The organism is Moraxella sp., assembly GCF_030525845.1.
GTDB lineage: Bacteria > Pseudomonadota > Gammaproteobacteria > Pseudomonadales > Moraxellaceae > Moraxella.
Genome location: NZ_JAUNDY010000005.1, coordinates 15,238 through 35,967 on the forward strand (window position 1 = coordinate 15,238; position 20,730 = coordinate 35,967).

19 protein-coding genes are annotated in these 20,730 nt (G+C 44.8%); 12 read left to right on the forward strand and 7 right to left on the reverse strand.

The window, feature by feature from the left end; genetic code table 11:
- Positions 1 to 74: 74 nt before the first annotated feature.
- The 3 genes from dld to clpB all read right to left on the reverse strand — a co-directional run bounded on the left by dld (position 75) and on the right by clpB (position 4,996).
- Positions 75 to 1,754, reverse strand: a complete 1,680-nt coding sequence (dld, locus tag Q4B79_RS03140; RefSeq protein ID WP_303084974.1) for a D-lactate dehydrogenase — start codon at positions 1,752 to 1,754, stop codon at positions 75 to 77.
- A gap of 51 nt (positions 1,755 to 1,805) precedes the next feature.
- Positions 1,806 to 2,318 (reverse strand): hypothetical protein, encoded by a 513-nt coding sequence (locus tag Q4B79_RS03145; RefSeq protein WP_303084975.1) that lies wholly within the window; start codon positions 2,316 to 2,318, stop codon positions 1,806 to 1,808.
- Positions 2,319 to 2,419: 101 nt separating this feature from the next.
- Positions 2,420 to 4,996, reverse strand: a complete 2,577-nt coding sequence (gene clpB, locus Q4B79_RS03150; RefSeq protein ID WP_303084976.1) for an ATP-dependent chaperone ClpB — start codon at positions 4,994 to 4,996, stop codon at positions 2,420 to 2,422.
- 260 nt (positions 4,997 to 5,256) lie between these two features.
- On the opposite strand from clpB, the gene Q4B79_RS03155 reads away from it, so the two are divergent.
- The 8 genes from Q4B79_RS03155 (at position 5,257) to Q4B79_RS03190 (ending at position 11,111) form a co-directional block, all read left to right on the forward strand.
- Positions 5,257 to 5,811, forward strand: a complete 555-nt coding sequence (locus Q4B79_RS03155) for a carboxymuconolactone decarboxylase family protein (RefSeq protein ID WP_303084977.1) — start codon at positions 5,257 to 5,259, stop codon at positions 5,809 to 5,811.
- A 253-nt stretch (positions 5,812 to 6,064) separates the two neighbouring features.
- Positions 6,065 to 6,427, forward strand: coding sequence for a roadblock/LC7 domain-containing protein (locus tag Q4B79_RS03160; protein ID WP_303084978.1), 363 nt, complete (start codon positions 6,065 to 6,067; stop codon positions 6,425 to 6,427).
- A gap of 50 nt (positions 6,428 to 6,477) precedes the next feature.
- Complete coding sequence (locus Q4B79_RS03165; protein WP_303084979.1) at positions 6,478 to 6,966, forward strand: PAS domain-containing protein; 489 nt, start codon at positions 6,478 to 6,480, stop codon at positions 6,964 to 6,966.
- A complete protein-coding gene (locus Q4B79_RS03170; RefSeq protein WP_303084980.1) occupies positions 6,966 to 7,712 on the forward strand; it encodes a phosphate/phosphite/phosphonate ABC transporter substrate-binding protein in 747 nt (248 codons plus the stop codon). Before Q4B79_RS03165 ends, Q4B79_RS03170 begins: the two co-directional genes overlap by 1 nt.
- 185 nt (positions 7,713 to 7,897) lie before the next feature.
- Positions 7,898 to 8,497, forward strand: a complete 600-nt coding sequence (locus Q4B79_RS03175) for a hypothetical protein (protein ID WP_303084981.1) — start codon at positions 7,898 to 7,900, stop codon at positions 8,495 to 8,497.
- Positions 8,498 to 8,617: 120 nt separating this feature from the next.
- Positions 8,618 to 9,913, forward strand: a complete 1,296-nt coding sequence (locus tag Q4B79_RS03180; protein ID WP_303084982.1) for a hypothetical protein — start codon at positions 8,618 to 8,620, stop codon at positions 9,911 to 9,913.
- 9 nt (positions 9,914 to 9,922) lie between these two features.
- The gene (locus Q4B79_RS03185; RefSeq protein ID WP_303084983.1) at positions 9,923 to 10,471 is read left to right on the forward strand and encodes an ATP/GTP-binding protein; all 549 of its coding nucleotides are present in this window, start codon (positions 9,923 to 9,925) and stop codon (positions 10,469 to 10,471) included.
- 16 nt (positions 10,472 to 10,487) lie between these two features.
- Complete coding sequence (locus Q4B79_RS03190) at positions 10,488 to 11,111, forward strand: hypothetical protein (protein WP_303084984.1); 624 nt, start codon at positions 10,488 to 10,490, stop codon at positions 11,109 to 11,111.
- Positions 11,112 to 11,122: 11 nt separating this feature from the next.
- Here the strand turns inward: Q4B79_RS03190 and Q4B79_RS03195 are convergent, their stop codons facing one another.
- Positions 11,123 to 11,665, reverse strand: a complete 543-nt coding sequence (locus Q4B79_RS03195; RefSeq protein ID WP_303084985.1) for an ATP-binding cassette domain-containing protein — start codon at positions 11,663 to 11,665, stop codon at positions 11,123 to 11,125.
- Positions 11,666 to 11,738: 73 nt separating this feature from the next.
- The gene (locus Q4B79_RS03200) at positions 11,739 to 13,910 is read right to left on the reverse strand and encodes a TonB-dependent siderophore receptor (RefSeq protein ID WP_303084986.1); all 2,172 of its coding nucleotides are present in this window, start codon (positions 13,908 to 13,910) and stop codon (positions 11,739 to 11,741) included.
- Positions 13,911 to 14,125: 215 nt separating this feature from the next.
- Between Q4B79_RS03200 and Q4B79_RS03205 the strand changes: the two genes are divergently transcribed.
- The 4 genes from Q4B79_RS03205 (at position 14,126) to purU (ending at position 17,911) form a co-directional block, all read left to right on the forward strand.
- The gene (locus Q4B79_RS03205) at positions 14,126 to 15,154 is read left to right on the forward strand and encodes an ABC transporter substrate-binding protein (RefSeq protein ID WP_303084987.1); all 1,029 of its coding nucleotides are present in this window, start codon (positions 14,126 to 14,128) and stop codon (positions 15,152 to 15,154) included.
- 162 nt (positions 15,155 to 15,316) lie between these two features.
- Positions 15,317 to 16,240, forward strand: coding sequence for an ABC transporter permease (locus Q4B79_RS03210; RefSeq protein ID WP_303084988.1), 924 nt, complete (start codon positions 15,317 to 15,319; stop codon positions 16,238 to 16,240).
- Positions 16,237 to 17,031 carry an ABC transporter ATP-binding protein gene (locus Q4B79_RS03215; protein ID WP_303084989.1) on the forward strand — a complete coding sequence of 265 codons (795 nt, stop codon included), beginning with the start codon at positions 16,237 to 16,239 and terminating at the stop codon, positions 17,029 to 17,031. Before Q4B79_RS03210 ends, Q4B79_RS03215 begins: the two co-directional genes overlap by 4 nt.
- Positions 17,032 to 17,053: 22 nt before the next feature.
- On the forward strand, positions 17,054 to 17,911 hold the full coding sequence (gene purU / locus Q4B79_RS03220) for a formyltetrahydrofolate deformylase (RefSeq protein ID WP_303084990.1): 858 nt from the start codon (positions 17,054 to 17,056) through the stop codon (positions 17,909 to 17,911).
- A 51-nt stretch (positions 17,912 to 17,962) separates the two neighbouring features.
- Here purU and ndk read toward each other — a convergent pair whose 3' ends face one another.
- Both ndk and Q4B79_RS03230 read right to left on the reverse strand, forming a co-directional pair.
- Positions 17,963 to 18,394: a nucleoside-diphosphate kinase gene (gene ndk / locus Q4B79_RS03225; protein ID WP_303084991.1), complete on the reverse strand. Its 432-nt coding sequence runs from the start codon at positions 18,392 to 18,394 to the stop codon at positions 17,963 to 17,965.
- Positions 18,395 to 18,526: 132 nt separating this feature from the next.
- Positions 18,527 to 20,710, reverse strand: coding sequence for a carboxy terminal-processing peptidase (locus tag Q4B79_RS03230; RefSeq protein WP_303084992.1), 2,184 nt, complete (start codon positions 20,708 to 20,710; stop codon positions 18,527 to 18,529).
- Between the last annotated feature and the right edge of the window lie 20 nt (positions 20,711 to 20,730).

Consider the following 20,730-nt stretch of genomic DNA (forward strand, 5'->3'; position numbering starts at 1 on the left):
GACAATAAAAAGACAGGTATTTTAACCTGCCTTCTTGCAATATTCTTGCAAAACTTCAAATTTTTATCAAACAATCAACACCCACAGCCCCAATGTCGCTCCTTGCTCGTTTTGCCAATACCCACATTAAAGGTGTTGGTAGGGTCAAGCGTTTGGTAAAATTGTGCCAAATTGTCCTCAGCATGGTACAAATGCCCCACGTTATGCTCGGCTGGGTATTTTGCCCCACGTTTGTCCATGAGTGTCAAAATCTCATGTTCTACCTCTTGGGGGTCATAACCCTTTTTGACGATATAATCTTGGTGAAAGACATGGCAGAAAAAATGTCCGTAGTAGAGTTTGTGCAAGATTTTATCATCAATCTCTTTGGGCAAGGTTTCAAACCAATCCTCATCATTACGCCGTAACGCCACATCAATCGCACAAATGTCCGCCACCGTATCTGTATGTACCGCCCGATAACGCACGGCTGAACTTGCCACCGCAAAACGGTGGAGCATGGCGGATTTCTCCTCAACCTTGTCGCATTCAAAAAAGTCGCTTTGGCTGTCTTTGAAAGTCTCCGTCAAATATGCCAGCGTCTCGCCCACGCTCTCGCCAGACACCTTTAAAATCAAATGATGTTCGTATTTATCCCGAAAATCCATCATGCGTTTTGGCAAATGATTACCCCCAAATTGGCTGACGCATTGCATGACATTATCGGTAAAATGCTTACCTAAAAAGGGCAATTTTTTGGCGATGTTGTCGGTTTTGGATTTTAGGGCAAACAGTTTGGGCAAATTTTGCGTACCAAAACGCTCTATCGCCAAAAAGGTATCTTTGCCATATTCGCACGCCATGTCAAAGGCATTGCGGTGAATGTATTCGCCAGAAATGGGTAAATGGGTAAAATCGGTAAGCATATCACGGCGTAGGGCGGTGAGTTTGGCAGTGTCGTTCGTGCCGATATAAAAGACCTTTGCTCCTGTTTGAGCAGGGAAAGTATCAAGTCGCACCGCAAAGACCGCCAATTTACCTGCCGACCCTGATGCCTCAAAATGACGAGCGCCGTCCGCATTAAAACGGGCTGGTGTGTCTGCATTCACGTCTCGCACGTGCGTCTGATAGCTGTCATCATGCCCACGCCCTGTGGTGGGTAGGTTGTCGGTGGGGTAATTGCCATTTTGTAAGTTGGTTAAAATTCGCTCAGGCGTATCACCAAGCTCAATACCCAGATGATTGATGAGTTGTAATTTACCGTCTTTGTCCACTTGGGCAAAAAGTGCCATTTCGGTAAAGGCAGGGCCTCGTTGCACCAATGCACCACCTGAGTTGTTGCACACGCCACCGATGACAGAAGCACCGATACAAGATGAGCCGATGACCGAGTGAGGCTCTCGTCCATGCGGTTTGAGTAAAGTTTCAAGCTCATTTAGGGTGGAGGCAGGCAAGCAAACAACTTGGGTGGCTTGATTAACGAGGCGAATGCCCTTGATACGCATGACACTAATCACCACCGTCTCACGAGTGGTGTCGGTGGGCGTTGAGCCACCCGTCAGCCCTGTGTTGGAGGCTTGGGAGATGATGACTACGCCTGCTGATACGCACGCTTGTAATACTTGCCAGTATTCAAGGAGCGTGGCAGGACAGACCACCGCCAACGCCCTGCCCTGCCCAAAACGATAACCGTGCGTAAAACGCTCCATTTGGGCAGGTTTGATAATGACATGGCTTGTGCCGACAATTTGGGTTAGGGTTTGGATTAGGGTCATAAAAATATCCTGCCAAAAATAGAGATAAGGACAAATTTTTCAGAGGCAAAATCATTGGGCTTTGCTTGGTTTTTCCTCAAAGTCCATCATATCACACATCAATAAAGATACAAACATTATTGCCAATAATTCTTCATCGGCTGACAAGGTGGCAGTCACGTCGCCCTCTCTATAATATTTGTCAAGCACGGACATATATTGTTGATAATCCGCCTCGTTATATTTATCAAGGTCAATACCCTCACCAAAAGACCTAAGGTCGCCTGTGCGCAGCTCCTGAAACATCTCTTGACCAAGTGGCGTGTCAAAGAATTTGTCCATGAGCTTTTGCTCATTTTCGGTCAAAATCTCATCAAGGTACGTCCCTGCTAATCTATCCATGCTTGGTTTGAGTGCGTTGCCCATGCATTGTTGTTTTGCGATATCCGCACCGTCAAAGTTTTCCTTAAGGGATTCCATCATGGCTTGATTAAATATCAGCTCGGTAAAATCAAGGGTTGACCCTGTATAGGCAAACACCTGAGTGGATAAAAATAAGCACGCACCCAATAGGTACTTTTTCATGACAACTCCAATATGGGAAATATTTGGATTATCTTAGCATAATCATGGGGGTGGTGCAATGAAAAACACCCTAATATACTTAGGGTGTTTTTTTTGCCACATCAATTCAACTTTAACTTACCAAAGGTCAGCCGTCCATTCTCCAAGCCCACCAAAATGGTCTCGCCCGCCACAAACTCTCCTGCCAAGATTTTTTGAGCAAGTGGATTTTCAATATGCATTTGAATGGCTCGTTTTAAAGGTCTAGCGCCAAACACAGGATCATAACCAATTTCAATGAGTTCATCAAGAGCATCATCAGAAATCGTTAATCCAATGTCCCTCTCAGCAAGACGACTTCTTAATCGTGTTAATTGAATATCGGCAATCCCACGCATCTGTGCTTTTCTTAACCCATCAAAAGTAACCACTTCATCAATACGATTGATAAATTCTGGTCTAAAATGGGCTTGGACGGCATTCATTACCACAGCACGAATTTCATCAGCACCAACATCATCACCTAAGGCTCGCACATCGGCTGACCCCAAATTAGAAGTCATCACAATCACAGTATTTTTAAAATCCACCACTCGTCCGTGCGAATCAGTGAGCCGTCCATCGTCCAAAACTTGCAGTAGAATATTAAACACATCTGGGTGAGCTTTCTCTACTTCATCAAAAAGCACAACACTATATGGCTTACGGCGAACCGCCTCAGTCAAAACCCCACCCTCTTCATAACCGACATATCCAGGGGGAGCCCCAACCAAACGGCTCACGCTATGTTTTTCCATAAATTCTGACATATCAATCCGCACCATCGCTTCATCTGAGTCAAACAGGAAATTGGCAAGTGATTTGGTCAGCTCGGTTTTACCCACACCAGTAGGTCCTAGAAATAAGAATGAACCACTTGGACGATTAGGGTCAGAAAGCCCTGCACGACTACGGCGAACCGCATTGGCAACCGCTGTTACCGCTTCATCTTGACCAACAACGCGTGCGTGTAAAATCTCTTCCATTTTTAGGAGTTTTTCTCGCTCACCTTGTAGCATTTTTGCCACAGGAATACCTGTTGCCATTGATACCACTTCGGCAATTTCATTATCCGATACTTTATCTCGTAACAATTTGGTTTCGTTACTATCGCCTTTTTCATCGTGTTCAAGCTGTTTGGTGAGTTCTGGAATCACGCCATATTGCAAACGCCCTGCTTCGGCAAAATCGCCTTCTCTTTGAGCTTTTTCTAAGGCAATGCGAGCCTTATCAAGTTGTACTTGTATATCTTTGGTGCCAGCAACTAAAGCTTTTTCAGACTTCCAAATTTCATCAAGCTCACTGTATTGTTTGGATAATTCATCAATCTGCTCTTGTAGATGAATGCTCTCCGCTTTGGCACTTGCACTGTCATCATTTTTCACCGTTTCTAATTGCATTTTTAACTGAATAATACGGCGATCGAGTTTATCCATAACTTCTGGTTTGCTATCTAATTCCATTTTGATACGGCTTGCCGCCTCATCAATCAAATCAATCGCCTTATCAGGAAGCTGACGGTCGGTAATGTAGCGATGCGACATTTTAGTGGCAGCGATAATCGCACTGTCCAAAATACGCACACCGTGATGAAGTTCATAACGCTGTTTTAAACCACGCAAAATGGCAATGGTGTCTTCCACGCTTGGCTCATCAACCTGTACCTTTTGAAAACGGCGTTCTAAGGCAGGGTCTTTTTCAATATATTGACGATATTCATCAAGCGTTGTCGCACCAACACAGCGAAGTTCGCCACGAGCCAGAGCAGGTTTTAGCATATTGCCAGCGTCCATTGCACCGTCTGTTTTGCCTGCACCAACAAGGGTATGCAATTCATCAATAAATAAAATAATATCGCCATCGTGTTTGGCAAGGTCATTCAATACTGCTTTTAAGCGTTCTTCAAATTCGCCACGATATTTTGCCCCTGCCAATAATGCACCTAAATCCAATGATAAAACTCGTTTGTTTTTAAGACTTTCTGGTACTTCACCATTGACAATGCGTTGGGCTAAGCCTTCGACAATCGCGGTTTTACCCACCCCTGGTTCGCCAATTAAAACAGGGTTATTTTTGGTGCGTCTTGATAATACTTGCACAGTACGGCGAATTTCATCATCTCGTCCGATGACGGGGTCAAGTTTGCCTGCCAATGCACGTTCAGTCAGGTCAATGGTGTATTTGTCTAAGGATTGTCGGGTATCTTCGGCATTTTGTGTTTTCACGGTGTCTCCTCCACGAATGTGGTTAATGATGGTTTGTAATTTTTGGGCGTTTGTGCCATTGTCGGTCAAGAGTTTTTGGGTGTCGGAAGTTTGCGTTAGGGCAAACAGCACCCACTCTGTCGCCACAAAATCATCGCCTGCTTTGGTGGCAAATTTGTCCGCCAAATTTAGCACCTGCACCAAATCAGGGGCAAGGTTTGCCTGACCTGTGGGCGTGGATAATGTGGCAAGAGCGTCTAATTTTTTGTTAAGGGCGGTCTCTACGCCTGCCAAATTTGCCCCCGCTTGGGCGAGCATTGAACGCACGCCTTCATCGTCAAGCATTGCCGATAACAAATGCACGGCAAAAATGGCGGTGTTGTCACGGCTGACGGCTAGGGATTGGGCGGATTGCAAAAATGTGTGGATTTTACTGGTAAATTTATCAAAATTCATGGTTACTCACTTTTTTGTTTGCTTATCAAATATATGCTTGACAAATGACAAATTTTCAATAATAAATTTTTTGATGACTGATGAAATTTTTATAAGTTTTTGAGTTTTAATGAAATTTATAAATTTTTAAAAGACCCTTGTAATTTTTCGACTTATTCCCATATAGAATTTAGTTTGTTTTTTATCTGAAATTTTGTTTGCTTGAAGTGTATATAAAAGCAAATAAAAATCATTCTCTCAACTGTTGATAGGAGACCCTCATGACTCGTCTAACCCTACATACCCTAGACACCGCCCCAGAAAAAGCCAAAGAGCGTGTCGAAGCGGTACAAAAAGCCAATGGCTTTATTCCAAATTTGATTGGCGTTTTGGCAAACTCGCCACAAGCCCTTGAAATGTACCAAGAAGTGAGCAAAATGAACAGCAAAAACTCGCTCACGCCTGAGGAAATCGAAGTGGTGCAAATCACTTGTGCAGTACATAATCGCTGTGATTTTTGTGTGGCAGGACACACCAAAATCGCCGAAGTCCGCCTCAAAATGTCGCCTGCGGTAGTGGAAGCTCTACGCAGTGCCACCAACATTGATGAAAACCCCAAATATCAAGCGTTGGCACAGTTTACCGTAGCACTCATGGATAAGCGTGGTCAAGTCTCTGATGAGGAGCTAAACGCCGTTAAATCAGCAGGTTATAGCGACCAAAATATCCTAGATGTCATCATGGGCGTGGCATTGGCAACCCTATGCAACTACGCTAATACGGTCGCCAAAACCGACATCAACCCTGAGCTATCAGCATTTGCTCCAAACCGCTAATCATTGACATTTACCATGATAGACATGACTGGTTCGATTGGGGTATTTATTATATAAATACCCTCATAAAATTTATAAATCAACCTTGTCATGCACTTAAAAAACCCTTATAATTTTGAGGGTTTTTTGATGTCAAAATTTTATCTTTAATACAAATGCCAACGCTTGTATTTGTTGCCAGACATTGTATAATAATCCTGACTCATTACTTCGTGAGTTTTTGTACACCCAAACCAACATAAGGAATACACCCATGCGTACTGACATGTTTCAACAAATTCTAGATGACCTAAACAGCTCCTCAGCGGATGTAGAAGCTTCCGCCCTGATTTCTACTGACGGTTTGATGATTGCATCCGCCTTACCATCAGGTATTGATGAAGACCGTGTTGGTGCGATGTCTGCAGCCCTACTTTCACTGGGCGACCGTGCAGGTGCTGAACTGGCTCGTGGTAAAATTGACCGCCTTTTGGTACAGGGCGAAAAAGGCTACGTCATCATGACCTCAGCAGGTGGCGAAGCAGTTCTTACCATTCTTGCCAAGCCAAATGCCAAACTCGGTCTTATCTTCTTAGACATTAAGCGTGCCGCCGAAGCCTTAGCAAAACTCATCTAACTAGGCATTTTATATTCTCATCTTTAACAAGTTAATAAAGGAGACTTGTTTTGAGCATTCAACTAGAAAACATGGCAAAACCCACCGATGATGCTAGTGAGCATACATTGACATTTTTTGATGGTACAACTCGCACCGTTTATGACACAGGCGTAGAACGTCCTTTTCCTGATGGTAAGCTCATCGTATCACGCACCGACCTAAACGGCGTACTAACCCACGTCAATGATGCATTTGTTGAAATCAGTGGTTATACCGAAGACGAACTCATCGGCAAACCACAACATATCCTACGCCACCCTGATATGCCAAAAGGGGCTTATGCCGACCTTTGGAGTACCGTAAAAGCAGGCAAAAAATGGCACGGCTACGTCAAAAACCTTTGCAAAGACGGTTCTCATTATTGGGTATATGCCACCGTTGTACCAAACGTCAGACGTGGCGAGACTGTCGGCTATACCTCCGTACGTCGCAAGCCCAGCCGTAGTAAAATCGAAGCGGCAATCGCCCAATACGCAGTCATGAAAGGAGCAGAATAATGGCACATAATTTTTTGATTGCCCCTGATTTCTCGCCTGAGCGTTTTGCAGGTTGGCATATGTTTAATACGCTACTTCAAAAGCGTTCGAACCAAGCCTTGCATCTTATCACGCCTGCCTCACATGCCGAACAAAACGAGAGTGTTGCCACAGGCACAGTGCAGTTGATTTATGCCAACCCCTTTGATGCCGCCAAACTCATTCGTGAAGACGGCTATCGTGCCGTCGCTCGCCCTATTGGTAAATCAGATGAGATGGTCATCGCTTCCTCTGCCAAAGGCGACATCAAAACACTCGATGACCTAAAATCGGGTGCAACCATCGCCATGACCGACAACCGTGATGTGAAACTCATCGGCATGAGATTGCTTGAAGCGGTTGACCTTACCGAAAATGACGTAACATTTAACATCGTTGAGACCTATCAGGCGGCTGCTCGTGCGGTCATGAAAGATGAGGCACAGGTTGCGTTTTTTATTGCTGAGGTTTATAACACCCTCTCCAATCTTACCAAATCACAGCTTAATGTTCTCATCGAAAGCGATATTGCCACCATCTCTCACGTCATCTTGGTAAAAGATGATTTTGGTGAGGCTGATGCTATTACCAAAGTTATCTTATCACTAAAAGACGATGCAGACGGTCAAGCGGTGCTTAGCGAGCTTGGTATGCCTGATGGTTTTGAACCAATGGAAGAAGAAGATGCCGAGTTTATGATTGACCTAATGGAAACATTGCTCGACTGATTTACTGGGGCGGATTGGTGGCTCGGTTCGCCCCTTTCAGATTTTATTTTATTAAACAAAAAGTTTTCAACCTTACTAAGCCTTATTAAAACTCTGATATTGGCTCGCTAAAATTTTTATAAGATTAGGATAACCACACAATCCAACACAGCGTACCAAAATACGCCATAAGCCAACAAAACACCATGAATAGACACGCTCACGCCGACTTATATCATTGTTTTCGCCACCATTCTCGTGCCATATTGCGAGAACCATCGAATGAGGCATATCACAAAGAACGTCTTCGTATCGCCAAAAAACTAGATGAAAGCGAACCTCTGCAAGGAGCATTATCAGATTATTTTTTTGGGTGTTGGTATGACGTGCCGATGATATCTAGGGAATTTATTGAAGAATTTCAGCCCCATCTTAGCACACAGGCGTGGCAAATTATCAGTGACTGCATTGCCAAAAAATACCATCTTCAAAAAAATAACTTGCTTGCAACACGCTGGAGTGTAATTACCACACCAACACTAGATGTGCCAAGCCACAAACTGCGTACCAGCAGTGATGACGCAACCTATATCGCTCAAAACCTCTCTGATGCAATGTTGCTGGCTCATAACAACAAACAGCATGATGAAGTGGCAAGGTTGGAAAATGAGTTTTTTGAACATTGCCTAGCATGTCATGATTTGGTGGCGTTTATGAAAGCGTGGTTTAAGCTAGGCAGGGAAGGCTGGCTATTTGATGAGAGGTGGGTAGCATGCAGAACCAAACTTGAACAAATCGCCAGATAAAACCCCAATAACAACCAAAAATCATCATTTCATTCACACAAATTGAACGAACCTGCCATCACACCAAAAGAAAAACAATCAGATGACACCACGTTCGTAATGACAACTCATGGAGACATTATGAGACTAAAAATACTTATCGCAGGTTTTTCAGGGCCTAGTGCCAGTGCATTAGCCCTGCTATTACAGCGTAACTACCCAGAGGTCCAATACCTGATTTTAGAGCGCTGTTTTAGCAATGATTTGCGACTGACGTTACCCACACTAGGTTCTGATGCAACCGATGCGTTTGCCGCCATCATCAACCTAGATGGCGTGGGCATGTCGCTGTTTGAAGACCAATACATCAAAAAGCTGGTAGATTTTATTGATTTTCGCACCTCCTTGCTATTAACTCGTAGTAAAATCCACCTTTGGCAAAATGCAGATTTTCTACCCCATAACACCAGCTTTTTTCTAGGAACACCTTATACCAAGGTAGATATGGAAAACGCCCTAACCCAACTCATTAATGTCGCCAGACATCTACAAAGCAACCCTGCTGATGCCGCCAAAAATCGCGCCCTAATCCACAAAAAAGCATTGGGACACCTAGAAGAAGAGGGGATTGATGAAGTATTACCACCACTTATTCAAGACCCTAACAGCAACATTAACATCAAATTTATCCGTACGCTGACCGACACTTGTTTTAGTGGTGTATGCCCCAACGGTGTAATACATGAGCTTACCGAGATATTTTCCCAAAGCACCCCTTTTAAGCTACTTGTTGGCAGCCAAACTGTTTATGTTCACCCCAAAAATGCCATTGCATTAGTGTATGATTTGGAGAGATTGGTTGACTATTTTTCAGTGGCAGGAAACTGCCATGTGTTAAAAACCAATCTCATTAACACTCCCATGACCGACAGCGAGTTTAACGTTATCTTAGTCAGTGCCAAACAAGAGGGCTATTATCGTTACTCGCCAAACGCCTTGCTTTGGCAAATTTACTCCACAGTGCTACCCAAGCGCATTGATGTACCCAGAAATACCCTAAAACTTAAAATCCGCTATATGCCTAATTTTGCGAGCACTAAGGATGTGCCAGACTATGTCCATGCTGTCTTATCTTCTTGTCTGGTTGTCCCCAAAAATCTTGAACAGCTAGAAGCCATATTTGGCGAGCTAACCCAAAAAAACCCCTCTGCCTTACATCGTATATTTTTACTTGCTATTTTGTCAGGCGTGGCAGACGTAGACACCCTAAAACGTTCATTTTACATCGACAATCCCTCACATAAAGTTCTAAGTGAAGTCGATCGAAATCTTCTTAAAACACCAGAATCCACGCCCACTCCCACACCCAATAAGGGCATCACCCAAGCCACCAAAACAGGGTTCTTTAAACGACTATTAAGCAAACTGTCATTTTAGGAGACGACCATGAGTATCATCGATGAAATGCGTGAACAGACTTATAAGCTCATCATTGCAGGTCCTGTGGGTGCAGGTAAGACCGCCGCCATTCAGGTTTTATCCGATAAAGGCGTGGTTACTACCGATGAGATTGCCTCAGATGAGGTAAAGTTTATGAAAAAAACCACCACCGTTGCGATGGATTATGGTGTCATGATACTAGACAGCGGCGAACAAGTGAGAATCTACGGTACGCCCGGTCAAAGACGTTTTGATTTCATGTGGGAGATTTTGAGTGAAAACGCCTTGGGCTTGATTCTGCTACTTAATGCCGAAGAAGCAGATCCTGTGGCAGATTTGGATTATTATTTAGATGCATTTTCGCCACTGATTGACAGCAGTGCTTTAGTGGTGGGTATCACGCACGCTGAGGAGATGGACTGGGATTTGCACGACAAGCTCTCCGCACGACTCATGGAGCGTGGTATTGCCGCTAACGTCATGGTTGTTGACGCCAGAGAACGTGAAGAAATGAGACGCATGGTGCGTTCATTGGTCTATATGATTTCTGCTTAATTTACTTAATTTCACTATGTCAAATCATCAAAATCCTTATCTTATGCTCACGCCATCAGGTGTTATGTATGCTTTTTCCGATGCCAACCCTGATGCCAAACTTGAATCCCTACAAGCCCTCATCTCAGAAAATCACTGTATGCTGACTGAGGATTGGCTGGATAAATATTCTCATGAGTGGCTAGAAGAATTCATCGAAAAAGGCTGGGTGCAACACCTGTCACAGGATTTACCTGTTTCGAACATGCCCCTCGATAAATTCTTGCCCTATGTCGTGGCAAGCCTATCAGGAACACGCAAAGCTGCCATCGGCTCAAACGAGGGATTTTGTCTGGCTCGCATTGGCTACACGGCCGATGAAGCGGATAGACTGGCAGTGGCTGGGGCTGATTTTTTTGATTTTTTTGTTCGCCAAAAAGAACGTGGGCTTGCCATCGCAAACCAAGCCGTCTCTCTCTTTGATGACATTGAACTACTCATGCCAACCACCAGCTTCATGTTTTTGTGGATTGACGGCGTGGGCTATGTGCTTATCTTGGACGGCGAACCCTTAACCAACAACCGTGCCTTAGTGGAGCTGGTCTGGGCGATTAAGGCCTCAGGACTTAGATTTCACACCGACGAAAACGAAGATGGCTAGACCATCTATCATCACATCACGCTCTGCAAAATCAGTCTTTGGCTGTGAAACGCCATGAGCGTGCTACGATGTCCCACGCTCACGATGATGGCAGTGGGTAATGAGTCTTTTAATAGCTGATACAATGCAAATTCGGTCGGCTCATCAACCGCTGATGTCGTCTCATCAAGAAAAATCACCGCAGGTTTAACAAGTAACGCCCGCACGAACGCCACTCGTTGTAATTCACCGATAGAGAGGGCGTTAAGCAGGGCAAAAAACCAAAATGCCTGTGCATTCATGTCTTGGAGCGAGCTGTATAATTTGTTGTAAAATTGGGTATTTAGGACACTGATTTTGACCTCTAAAAGCACAAAAAAGATAAGTAGCCCAATCATAGTAAGGGCTTTGGCGGTGTTTTTAGCGGTCAAGCAAGGACGAGTAATGTACCAAAATTTTCGTCCAAAGCTTGTGAATTTTAGTCCATAGACACACACGGACAGCGACAACACCACCCAAAAAAATGCTTTAAATAGCCAAAAAATAGCCGTGATGAGTTCTATCTGCCAGTCCACAGTCGCCCCAATGATGATTTTTAAAATAAAACAAACCCCTTTTCATCACGAAAAAGGGTTTGATGTATAAAGATTAGTGTTTAAAGGTCAAAGTCGCACGCACGTTGCGTGGCTCGCCATAAGACACAAGCTGGGCGTTTGGCGATGTACCGACGAGATAGTCTTTATCGGTCAGGTTTTTGACCGCCAGACCCACGCCCCAGTTTTTGGCTTCGTAGCCTGCTTTGGCGTCAAGCACGGTATAGGCAGGCAAGTCAATAAAATGCTTGGTTGCCAAGCCATTGTTATTTACCGCCGTACGCCATGCGGTGCGTTCGCCTTGATAACGAAGCCCACCGCCAACATACCAGCCCAAACGGTCAGGGCTAAAATGATACTGGGTGGATAGGGATGCAGAATGCTCAGGGATTTGGCTGATACGCTCGCCGACATTGGATGCTAGGCTGTTTTCTACGATTTTGGCGGTCGGAATGTAGCTGTATGAACCTGAGATGTTCCATTGGTTGTTCATCACATAGGCGGTTTCAAATTCAAAACCTTTGGTGCGTTGTTTGCCCACAAGTTCGCTGTATCCTGCACTTCTGCCATTGTCATCATAAACGGTTTCGGCGACATTTTTGCGAGTTAGGTCATAAACGGAGGCATAGCCTTGTAGTTTACGGTCAAAGCCTTGAAATTTAACACCAATTTCGGCGTTTTGACCTTTTTCGGGGTCAAGCACATCGCCGTTTTTGTCGGTACTGGTATTTTGCAAAAATGACGTGCCAAAGCTGACATAGGGGGCAAATTTGCCTTGATAATCATACATGGCGGACAGACTGCCTGTAATGGCATTGTCAGATGCTTTGGCGGTGCTGTCATTTAGGCGGTTGTTCACTTTGGTGCTTGCCCAGTCGTGGCGAAGGCTTGCCCCAAAGATAAAATCGTTAAAACGCATGCTATCTTTGACATACAAACCTGCGTACTGGGTATGCGTGAGCAAATCACGCTCAGTATTTGGCGTAGCCGTGCCTGTGTAGGTATAATCTGGGGCGTTGGCGTTAAATTTTTCGTTGGCATCAGCACGAGTGATGACATAATCGCTTTTTTCACGAAGCAAATCCAAGCCAACTGTAACATCATGGTCAAGTTTGCCTGTGCTAAAATGGGTCTCAACACGGTTATCCATCGTCAACATGGTGTCGTTTTTGTCTTGGGTGTTGACTCGGCGAGTGATAAGACCATCTTTATAAAAGTTGCTATAACCGCTTGCTAATGTGGGGTTGCCGTCCGTGTCGGTTTTGGTATAGGCAAAAATGGATTTAAAAGTGTAGTTGTCATTTAAGATATGCGACAAATCATAGCCCACACGCAGGGTGTTTTGTTTGTCCACGTTTTGAGGTAGCCCAAAAAAAGTGCTGGACGGATATTTTTCGTGAGCATTATTGATGGTGGTAACACCAGTACGTAAATTGGTGCTGTTGTTGTGGGGCAAGCCTTGCTGGCGAATGTATTCACGCCATTGGTAGCTACCTAGTACCGTTAAGTTGGTTTTATCGCCCAAATCAAACGTATAACTTGGGGCGATGTAATTGTCCTTAAAATACACATGGTCGGTGGCATCATCACGGTCGGCAAAGCGTCCATTGAGGCGAAATGCTCCCTTTTTACTGTCATTGGGGGCATAGTTCAAATCATAAGAAAATTCTTTGGCGTTAAAGCTCCCCAGCGTGATTTTACCTTTGGCAAAGGTTTCATCATCAGGGCGTTTTGAGGTGATGTTCACGATACCACTTGGCAATGCCATGCCATAGCCTGTGGTGGTTGTGCCTTTGACAACTTCGATGCTGTCTGCCCCTGCCACGTCCCACGCTCGTAGGTTATTTGATGACATTTGCACACGCATGCCGTCCACATACATCTGATTGCTGGCGACTTGTCCACGAATGATAAAATCGTCCCAGCCCCGTCTGCCCTGCACGCCTGACGACACGCCCGCCACGTTTTCCAAAAGCTCAGCAACGGTGGTGGCTTGTTTTTGCTCAACTTGGGGTGGGGTCAGTACGCTTAGTGATTGGGCGGTGTGATATAGAGGCGTGCTGTCTTTTAGGGAGTTGGGTTTGATGGCGACATATTTGCCTGCGTCTTTGGAGATGGTAATGTACTCATGTTCCAGCTCTACACTGGGTGTTTCATCGGTATTGGCAAAGGCACAGACGCTAAATAATAAACCAGCACTTAGTGCAGATAAAGGAAATTTACGCATAATAAAAATTACCCAACAAAAATGATAATAAATTTTAATTATACAAATAAATACAACTGCAATACAATTTCAAATATGATTTATATTCTCAAATCAATTATTTAGTTTTTTAAAATTAAACTCACAAAACAACACTGACACCAAAAACTATTGTCATCATTCCCCAACTATTTTATAATGCAAGTACCCATTATTATCACATTAAGGATTTTGTTATGGTTGCAATTAGCACACATAAATTCCCCAAGCTCATCGGCATCAGCATGCTCTGCACATTACTTTTTGCTTGTGGTGGCGACAAACCTGCCGACAATCAAAGCCAGACTTCCACCCCTGCCACGTCAGCTGTTGACAACAAATCCATTGCCATTACCTCCATCGTAGAACACCCAGCCTTAGATGCGGTACGTCAAGGAGCATTAGAAGCCCTAGCAGCAGAAGGTTTCAAAGAAAACGAAAATCTTAGCGTAAACTTCCAGTCCGCACAGGGCAACCCTGCCACCGCAGGACAAATCGCCAAGCAGTTTGTTGCAGACAATCCAGATGTTATCATCGCCATCGCTACCCCAGCCGCCCAAGCGGTCGCTTCTGCCACCACCACCATTCCTGTGGTGTTTTCGGCGGTTACCGAGCCTGTGGAAGCCAAACTCGTCTCCAAACTTGACGGCTCTGGCACCAACATAACAGGCGCCTCAGATGTGTTACCACTAGCACCTCAAATTGACCTTATTAAGGAACTGATTCCAAATGTCAAAAACATCGGCTTTGTATATAGTCCAGGCGAGGTAAATTCCACCGTTACCCTAAGAAATCTAAAAGCCATTACCGAGCCACAGGGCATTCAAATCATTGAAGCTCCTGCCCAAAAATCCAGTGACATCTCAATGAGTGCCCAAAGCTTGGTAGGTAAGGTAGATGTGATTTACACCTCCACCGACAACAATGTCATCAACGCCTATGAAGCCCTAACCAAAGTCGCCAAAGAAGCCAAGATTCCTTTGGTATCGTCTGACCCCAGCGTGGTTGAGCGTGGTGCAAGTGTTGTTTTGGGCGTAAACTACCATCAACTAGGTATTGAAACAGGGAAAATTACCGCCCGCATCCTAAAAGGAGAAAAAGCTGGCGATATTGCTATATATAGTGCCAAAGAGCTTGATCTGATGGTCAATCAAGACAGTGCCAAAGAACAAGGGCTACAAATACCACAATCCATTTTGGATAAAGCCAAAAACGTGGTAAAATAACACCCAATACAAAAACTAGGCGTACCCACGCCAATTTTATACAGATGATACGGCCAGCTAAGTTGTGCCATGTATCATCGCATAATTTAGATAACATCAAGCGTGGGACACCCCCAAATGCACGCCAGTTTAGGCGTGTGTTTTATTTTCATTGGAGTAGATATGTCGTTAATTGCCTTTTTGGGGGCGTTAGAAAGTGGACTCATCTATGCGATTATGGCACTGGGCGTGCTGATTTCATTTCGCATCTTAGATTTCCCTGATCTGACCGCAGACGGAAGTTTTCCTTTGGGTGGTGCTGTGGCAGGCGTGGCCATCGTCGCAGGTTTCAATCCTTGGTTAGCCTGCCTTTTTGGTATGATGGCAGGCATGGTAGCAGGCATGATTACTGCATGGTTAAATGTCAAAATTGGTATCTTACACCTATTGGCTGGCATATTAGTCATGACAGCACTCTATTCGGTCAATCTGCGTATTATGGGCGCTCCAAACCTATCCTTGCTTGGCGAGCCAACAGTATTTACCCCCTTTATTAGTGGTGATAACGGCACTTGGGTGCGAGTGGCTGTCGCTGGGGTGGTGGTTTTAGCGGTAAAATTTCTCCTTGATTGGTTTTTTAGCACCGAGACGGGACTTGCCATGCGTGCCACAGGCTCCAACCCAAAAATGGCACAAGCACAAGGCATTAACACCTCCGCGATGGTCATTCTTGGTATGGCTATTAGCAATGGACTTATCGCACTGTCAGGGGCATTATTTGTACAAACGCAAGGGGGTGCAGATGTGTCCGTTGGGATTGGCACGATTGTGGTGGGATTGGCTGCCGTCATCATTGGCGAGACGGTGCTAAGTACCAAAAAAATGATACTCATCACGCTCTCTGTCATCATCGGTGCGGTGCTCTACAAGCTACTCATTCAAATCGCCCTGTCTAGTAAAACGCTACGAAGCATTGGTTTTGGTCCGCAGGATTTAAACTTAGTTACCGCCCTTTTGGTAGCTTTCGCCCTAATCCTACCCAAGTTTCGTGCCAGAATCCTAAGTGCATTTAACTCAAATAAAAACACCTCAGGGGGTGCGTCATGATGATTGCCAAAGACCTGCGTTTAACCTTTAATGCAGGTACACCCATCGAAAACCCCGCCCTACGTGGTCTATCCCTACATATCAATGATGGCGAATTTGTTACCGTCATCGGCACAAATGGTGCTGGTAAATCCACCTTTTTAAACACCATCAGCGGTGCACTTCGCCCTGACACAGGCTCCATCATCATCAATGGTACAGACGTTACCAAAAAACCCACCCATCAACGCAGTCATTGGGTCGCTCGTGTGTTTCAAGACCCTATGGCTGGCACTTGTGAAGCCCTAACCATCGAAGAAAACATGGCTCTTGCCTATAAACGTGGTGGCATGCGAGGCTTGTTACCTGCCTTAAATAACAAAAACCGAGAACTCTTCCGAGAAAAACTCGCCATCTTAAACCTAGGGCTAGAAAACCGTCTAACTGACCGTATGGGATTACTTTCTGGTGGACAACGTCAGGCGGTAAGCCTACTCATGGCAAGCCTGCAACCCTCCAAGATTTTGTTACTTGACGAACACACCGCCGCCCTTGACCCCAAAACCGCTGCTTTTGTTTTGGAGCTTACCGACAAAATCGTTACCGACGGCAAACTAACCACCATGATGGTAACGCACTCCATGCCCCAAGCCTTAGCTCACGGCACACGCACCGTCATGCTACATCGTGGTCAGGTGGTGCTTGATGTCTCAGGCGACGAACGACGTGGCATGACTACCCAAGACTTGCTAGACATGTTCGAAAAAACACGTGGCGAAAAAGTCGAAGATGACAGCTTAATTTTAGGATAACCCCCAACTTGGAAACCACATTATGAACCAAAACATCGCAACATTGCTCGTAACCTGTGCCGACCAAGCAGGGATTGTCCAGGCTGTCTCTGGATTTTTATACCATCACGGAGCAAACATCATCTCGCTAGACCAGCACACCACCGAAGCCTATGGTGGCAAATATTTCATGAGGGTGGCGTTTCATTTAGATGATTTAATTAATAAAAAATCCCAAATCATCGACACCTTTGAAAAAAATATCGCCAGCAAATACCAAATGACATGGCGACTGTCTTGTGCTTTTGATGTCAAAAAAGTCGGCATTCTAGTCTCAAAAGAAAATCACGCCTTACTTGAACTCTTGTGGCGGTACAATCGTGGTGCTCTACCCTGCCAAATCACCCAAATCGTCTCAAATCATGAGGATTTGCGTGCTGATGTTGAACGTTTTGGCATTGAATTTATTCACATTCCTGTCAATAAAGACAACAAAGAAGAAGCCTACCAAAAAATCCATGACATCATGCAAGGCAATGACCTTTTGGTGCTCGCCCGCTACATGCAGATACTCACGCCTACCTTTGTAGAAAAATGGGAAAACAAAATCATCAATATCCACCATTCGTTCTTGCCCGCCTTCGTGGGAGCAAATCCCTACAAACAAGCCTTTGATAAAGGCGTAAAACTCATCGGTGCGACCGCTCACTACGTAACAAGCGAGCTTGACCAAGGTCCCATCATCGAACAAGATGTCAAACGTGTCAGCCATGCCTTTGCCGTAGAACAGCTAAGAGAGCTAGGCAGGGACATTGAGCGAGAGGTACTATCTCGTGCCGTCAAATGGCATTTGGAAGACCGTATCATCTTAGATGGCAACAAAACCGTCGTGTTTAAATAACTCAAAAATAAAAAAACCGAACCATCAGGCTCGGTTTTTTGTTTGGGGTCATTAACGAGTGCGTGGGCAGATTTCGTTATCAGCGAAGAAATACTTAATCTCACGCTCTGCTGATGTCGTGCTGTCAGAGCCATGAGCAGCGTTCTCATCAATGCTGGTCGCAAAGTCAGCACGGATAGTGCCAGCGGCAGCTTCTTTTGGGTTGGTTGCACCTAGAATATCACGATGAGCTAGGACAGCATTTTCGCCTTCTAGCACAGACACCACCACAGGACCTGAGGTCATGAATGATACTAGGTCATTAAAAAAGCCACGTTCTTTATGCTCGGCATAAAAACCCTCAGCCTCTTCTTTTGAAAGATGTTTCATTTTGGTGGCGACAATTTTTAGACCATTTTTTTCAAAACGAGCAAAAATCTCGCCAATGTGGTTTGCACCGACAGCGTCTGGTTTAACAATAGATAGCGTACGTTCGATAGCCATGATAATTCCTTAAAATGAAATAAAAACAATCTTGCCATGAATGGGGCATACCTAATACCCTAGACAAAATCCCAACAATTATAACTAAAATTTTAAAAAAATCCTAGTATTGGTTTAAAAATAACAACAAAATCAGTGATGATTTGTGCCATCGTGCGATTCAAACATCAAAGTCGCCGCCTCAACCACAAAAACCTCACTCTCAGGAAGCTGTGGGCGTTCGCTCTCTTTCATTAGGCTACGCTCCTCAGCAAGGGCATCGATGCTGGCTTGATAGGTAGACCAATTAGTATAAGGCTTCTCGCCTGTGGCCTGACGACGAGCATTTTCAGCAGCGAGAGTTTTTTGTTCTACAAGCTCGTTTTTGGCACGGCGTTTATCAATATTAACATCAACAGGTTTTTTATCATCATCCAAAGCTCGAATGTCATTTAAGGTGGTCAAGTATTTAAATTGCGGATTGCTTTTTTGGCGTTCGTTAGATGATGCAATCAGCGTATCCATGAGATTTTTGGAATATTTACCCTCTTTTGTGAAAGTGGTTGCCGAAATGGTATCCCACTCCAAAGGATTTTTGTATTCACGCTCGCCAAACTCAATCCCCTCATAGATATTAATGAGTGGTACATCAGGCACTACGCCTTTGTTTTGGGTACTACCGCCATTGATGCGATAAAATTTACGCTGGGTAATCGTCATCGAACCCAACGCCAAATCATCACGCTGTACCTGTGCCGAGCCTTTGCCTGTGGTCGTACTGCCCACAACAAGCCCACGCCCATAATCTTGAATCGCTGCTGCAAAAATCTCAGACGCTGAGGCAGAACCTAGGTTAATCAGCACCGCCATTTGTCCATCATACAGCTGTTTACCGCCGTCTTTATCGGTAAAAATTTGGACATTGCCTTTGTTATCACGGATTTGTACGAGCGGTCCTTCTTTGATAAAAAGCCCCAGCATTTTGGTCACTTCATCAAGCGAACCACCTGGATTATTACGCAAATCCACCACCATGCCATCGATGTTTTGTGCATTAAGGGCTTTGATGGCTTTTTCGGTGTCCAAGCTTACCGAGCGATATTCGTCCGCCCCTGCACCACTGCGACGAGCCTGAAAATTTAGATAAAAACTAGGAATTTCAAGCACACCCACACGCTTAACATCCCCTTTATAAGGCACTTCTATTACACGATGATGTACGCCAGATTCTTCTTGTTGTATCACATCACGTACGATAGTAACGTTACGTGCCGAGCTATCTGGGGTGTTTGGCTGTTTGACGCGAATGGTAACAGATGTACCCCTAGTACCACGAATGAGTGCCACAATCTCACGAGTGCTATACCCCACCACATCGACCATCTCGCCACCGTCTTGGGCGACTCCGATGATGAGATCATTCATCTTAACTTGTCCTGTTTTTTGGGCAGGACCCCCATCAACAAGCGTTACAATGCGAGTATAATCAGGGTTTTTGCGGTCAGGTCTGATGGATACACCAATGCCCTCTAACTGTAAATTGGACTGGATTTGCATTTCATTGGCTTGGATAGGAGCATAGTAGTTGCTGTGTGGGTCGTAGGTCAATGTCGCCGCATTTAAAATCGTCTCCATAATCTCGTCATTTTTTATACGAGCAAGCTGTCCTTGTTGGCGATTTAAACGATTGAGTAAAATTTGACTGGGCGTACGCTCATCGCCCTTTACCAAATCCTGTCCACGAGCCAGTTCAGGGTTTTCCAAAAACGCCTTGTCTTTGGCTTTATCATTTTCTTGGTTTAGTGTCATGCCAATCAAGGCATATGTGATTTGTAGTCGCCAAAATTCTTCTTGCTCGCTTTTATTGGCAAAGCGTGATGCCTCCTCTCTGTCAAGCACGATGGATTTGTCGGTTTTTAAATCAACCTCATTGGCCAAGAGGGCTTTGGCAAATTCATAATACTCATTTGAGCGTGTACGATAACGCTCAAACACCTCAATCCCTGCCGACAAATCACCACGTTTTAGGCGTTCGGCAAAATTATCACGGTATTTTTGATTAAACTCATCGATGTCCGACTGCAAAAACAATGTGCGATTAGAATCTAACTGGTCATAGTACATCGATAAAATCTTAGCACCCATCTCCTTGTCTAATGGCTGTTCTAGATAATGTGTCTTATCAAGCAGTAGTGCCACTTGGCGTGCGGTTACTTTTTGTTCGGCAGTAGGCTCAAATCCCACCTTGTCGTCCGCCATCGCCACACTCATGGTATTTTGGGCAAAAAACACACCCACAACGGCAGTCGCTGACAAGAGAAGCTGTTTTTTTGACATCGCAATTTTCCTAGTTGTGT

Coding starts and splice junctions, on each gene's coding strand:
- Q4B79_RS03205 (WP_303084987.1), top strand. CDS start 14,126: ATGGTTGCAATTAGCACACATAAATTCCCCAAGCTCATCGGCATCAGC.
- Q4B79_RS03145 (WP_303084975.1), bottom strand. CDS start 2,318: ATGAAAAAGTACCTATTGGGTGCGTGCTTATTTTTATCCACTCAGGTG.
- Q4B79_RS03200 (WP_303084986.1), bottom strand. CDS start 13,910: ATGCGTAAATTTCCTTTATCTGCACTAAGTGCTGGTTTATTATTTAGC.
- Q4B79_RS03170 (WP_303084980.1), top strand. CDS start 6,966: ATGGCACATAATTTTTTGATTGCCCCTGATTTCTCGCCTGAGCGTTTT.
- Q4B79_RS03180 (WP_303084982.1), top strand. CDS start 8,618: ATGAGACTAAAAATACTTATCGCAGGTTTTTCAGGGCCTAGTGCCAGT.
- Q4B79_RS03215 (WP_303084989.1), top strand. CDS start 16,237: ATGATGATTGCCAAAGACCTGCGTTTAACCTTTAATGCAGGTACACCC.
- Q4B79_RS03190 (WP_303084984.1), top strand. CDS start 10,488: ATGTCAAATCATCAAAATCCTTATCTTATGCTCACGCCATCAGGTGTT.
- Q4B79_RS03185 (WP_303084983.1), top strand. CDS start 9,923: ATGAGTATCATCGATGAAATGCGTGAACAGACTTATAAGCTCATCATT.
- ndk (WP_303084991.1), bottom strand. CDS start 18,394: ATGGCTATCGAACGTACGCTATCTATTGTTAAACCAGACGCTGTCGGT.
- clpB (WP_303084976.1), bottom strand. CDS start 4,996: ATGAATTTTGATAAATTTACCAGTAAAATCCACACATTTTTGCAATCC.
- purU (WP_303084990.1), top strand. CDS start 17,054: ATGAACCAAAACATCGCAACATTGCTCGTAACCTGTGCCGACCAAGCA.
- Q4B79_RS03210 (WP_303084988.1), top strand. CDS start 15,317: ATGTCGTTAATTGCCTTTTTGGGGGCGTTAGAAAGTGGACTCATCTAT.
- Q4B79_RS03230 (WP_303084992.1), bottom strand. CDS start 20,710: ATGTCAAAAAAACAGCTTCTCTTGTCAGCGACTGCCGTTGTGGGTGTG.
- Q4B79_RS03160 (WP_303084978.1), top strand. CDS start 6,065: ATGCGTACTGACATGTTTCAACAAATTCTAGATGACCTAAACAGCTCC.
- Q4B79_RS03155 (WP_303084977.1), top strand. CDS start 5,257: ATGACTCGTCTAACCCTACATACCCTAGACACCGCCCCAGAAAAAGCC.
- dld (WP_303084974.1), bottom strand. CDS start 1,754: ATGACCCTAATCCAAACCCTAACCCAAATTGTCGGCACAAGCCATGTC.
- Q4B79_RS03175 (WP_303084981.1), top strand. CDS start 7,898: ATGAATAGACACGCTCACGCCGACTTATATCATTGTTTTCGCCACCAT.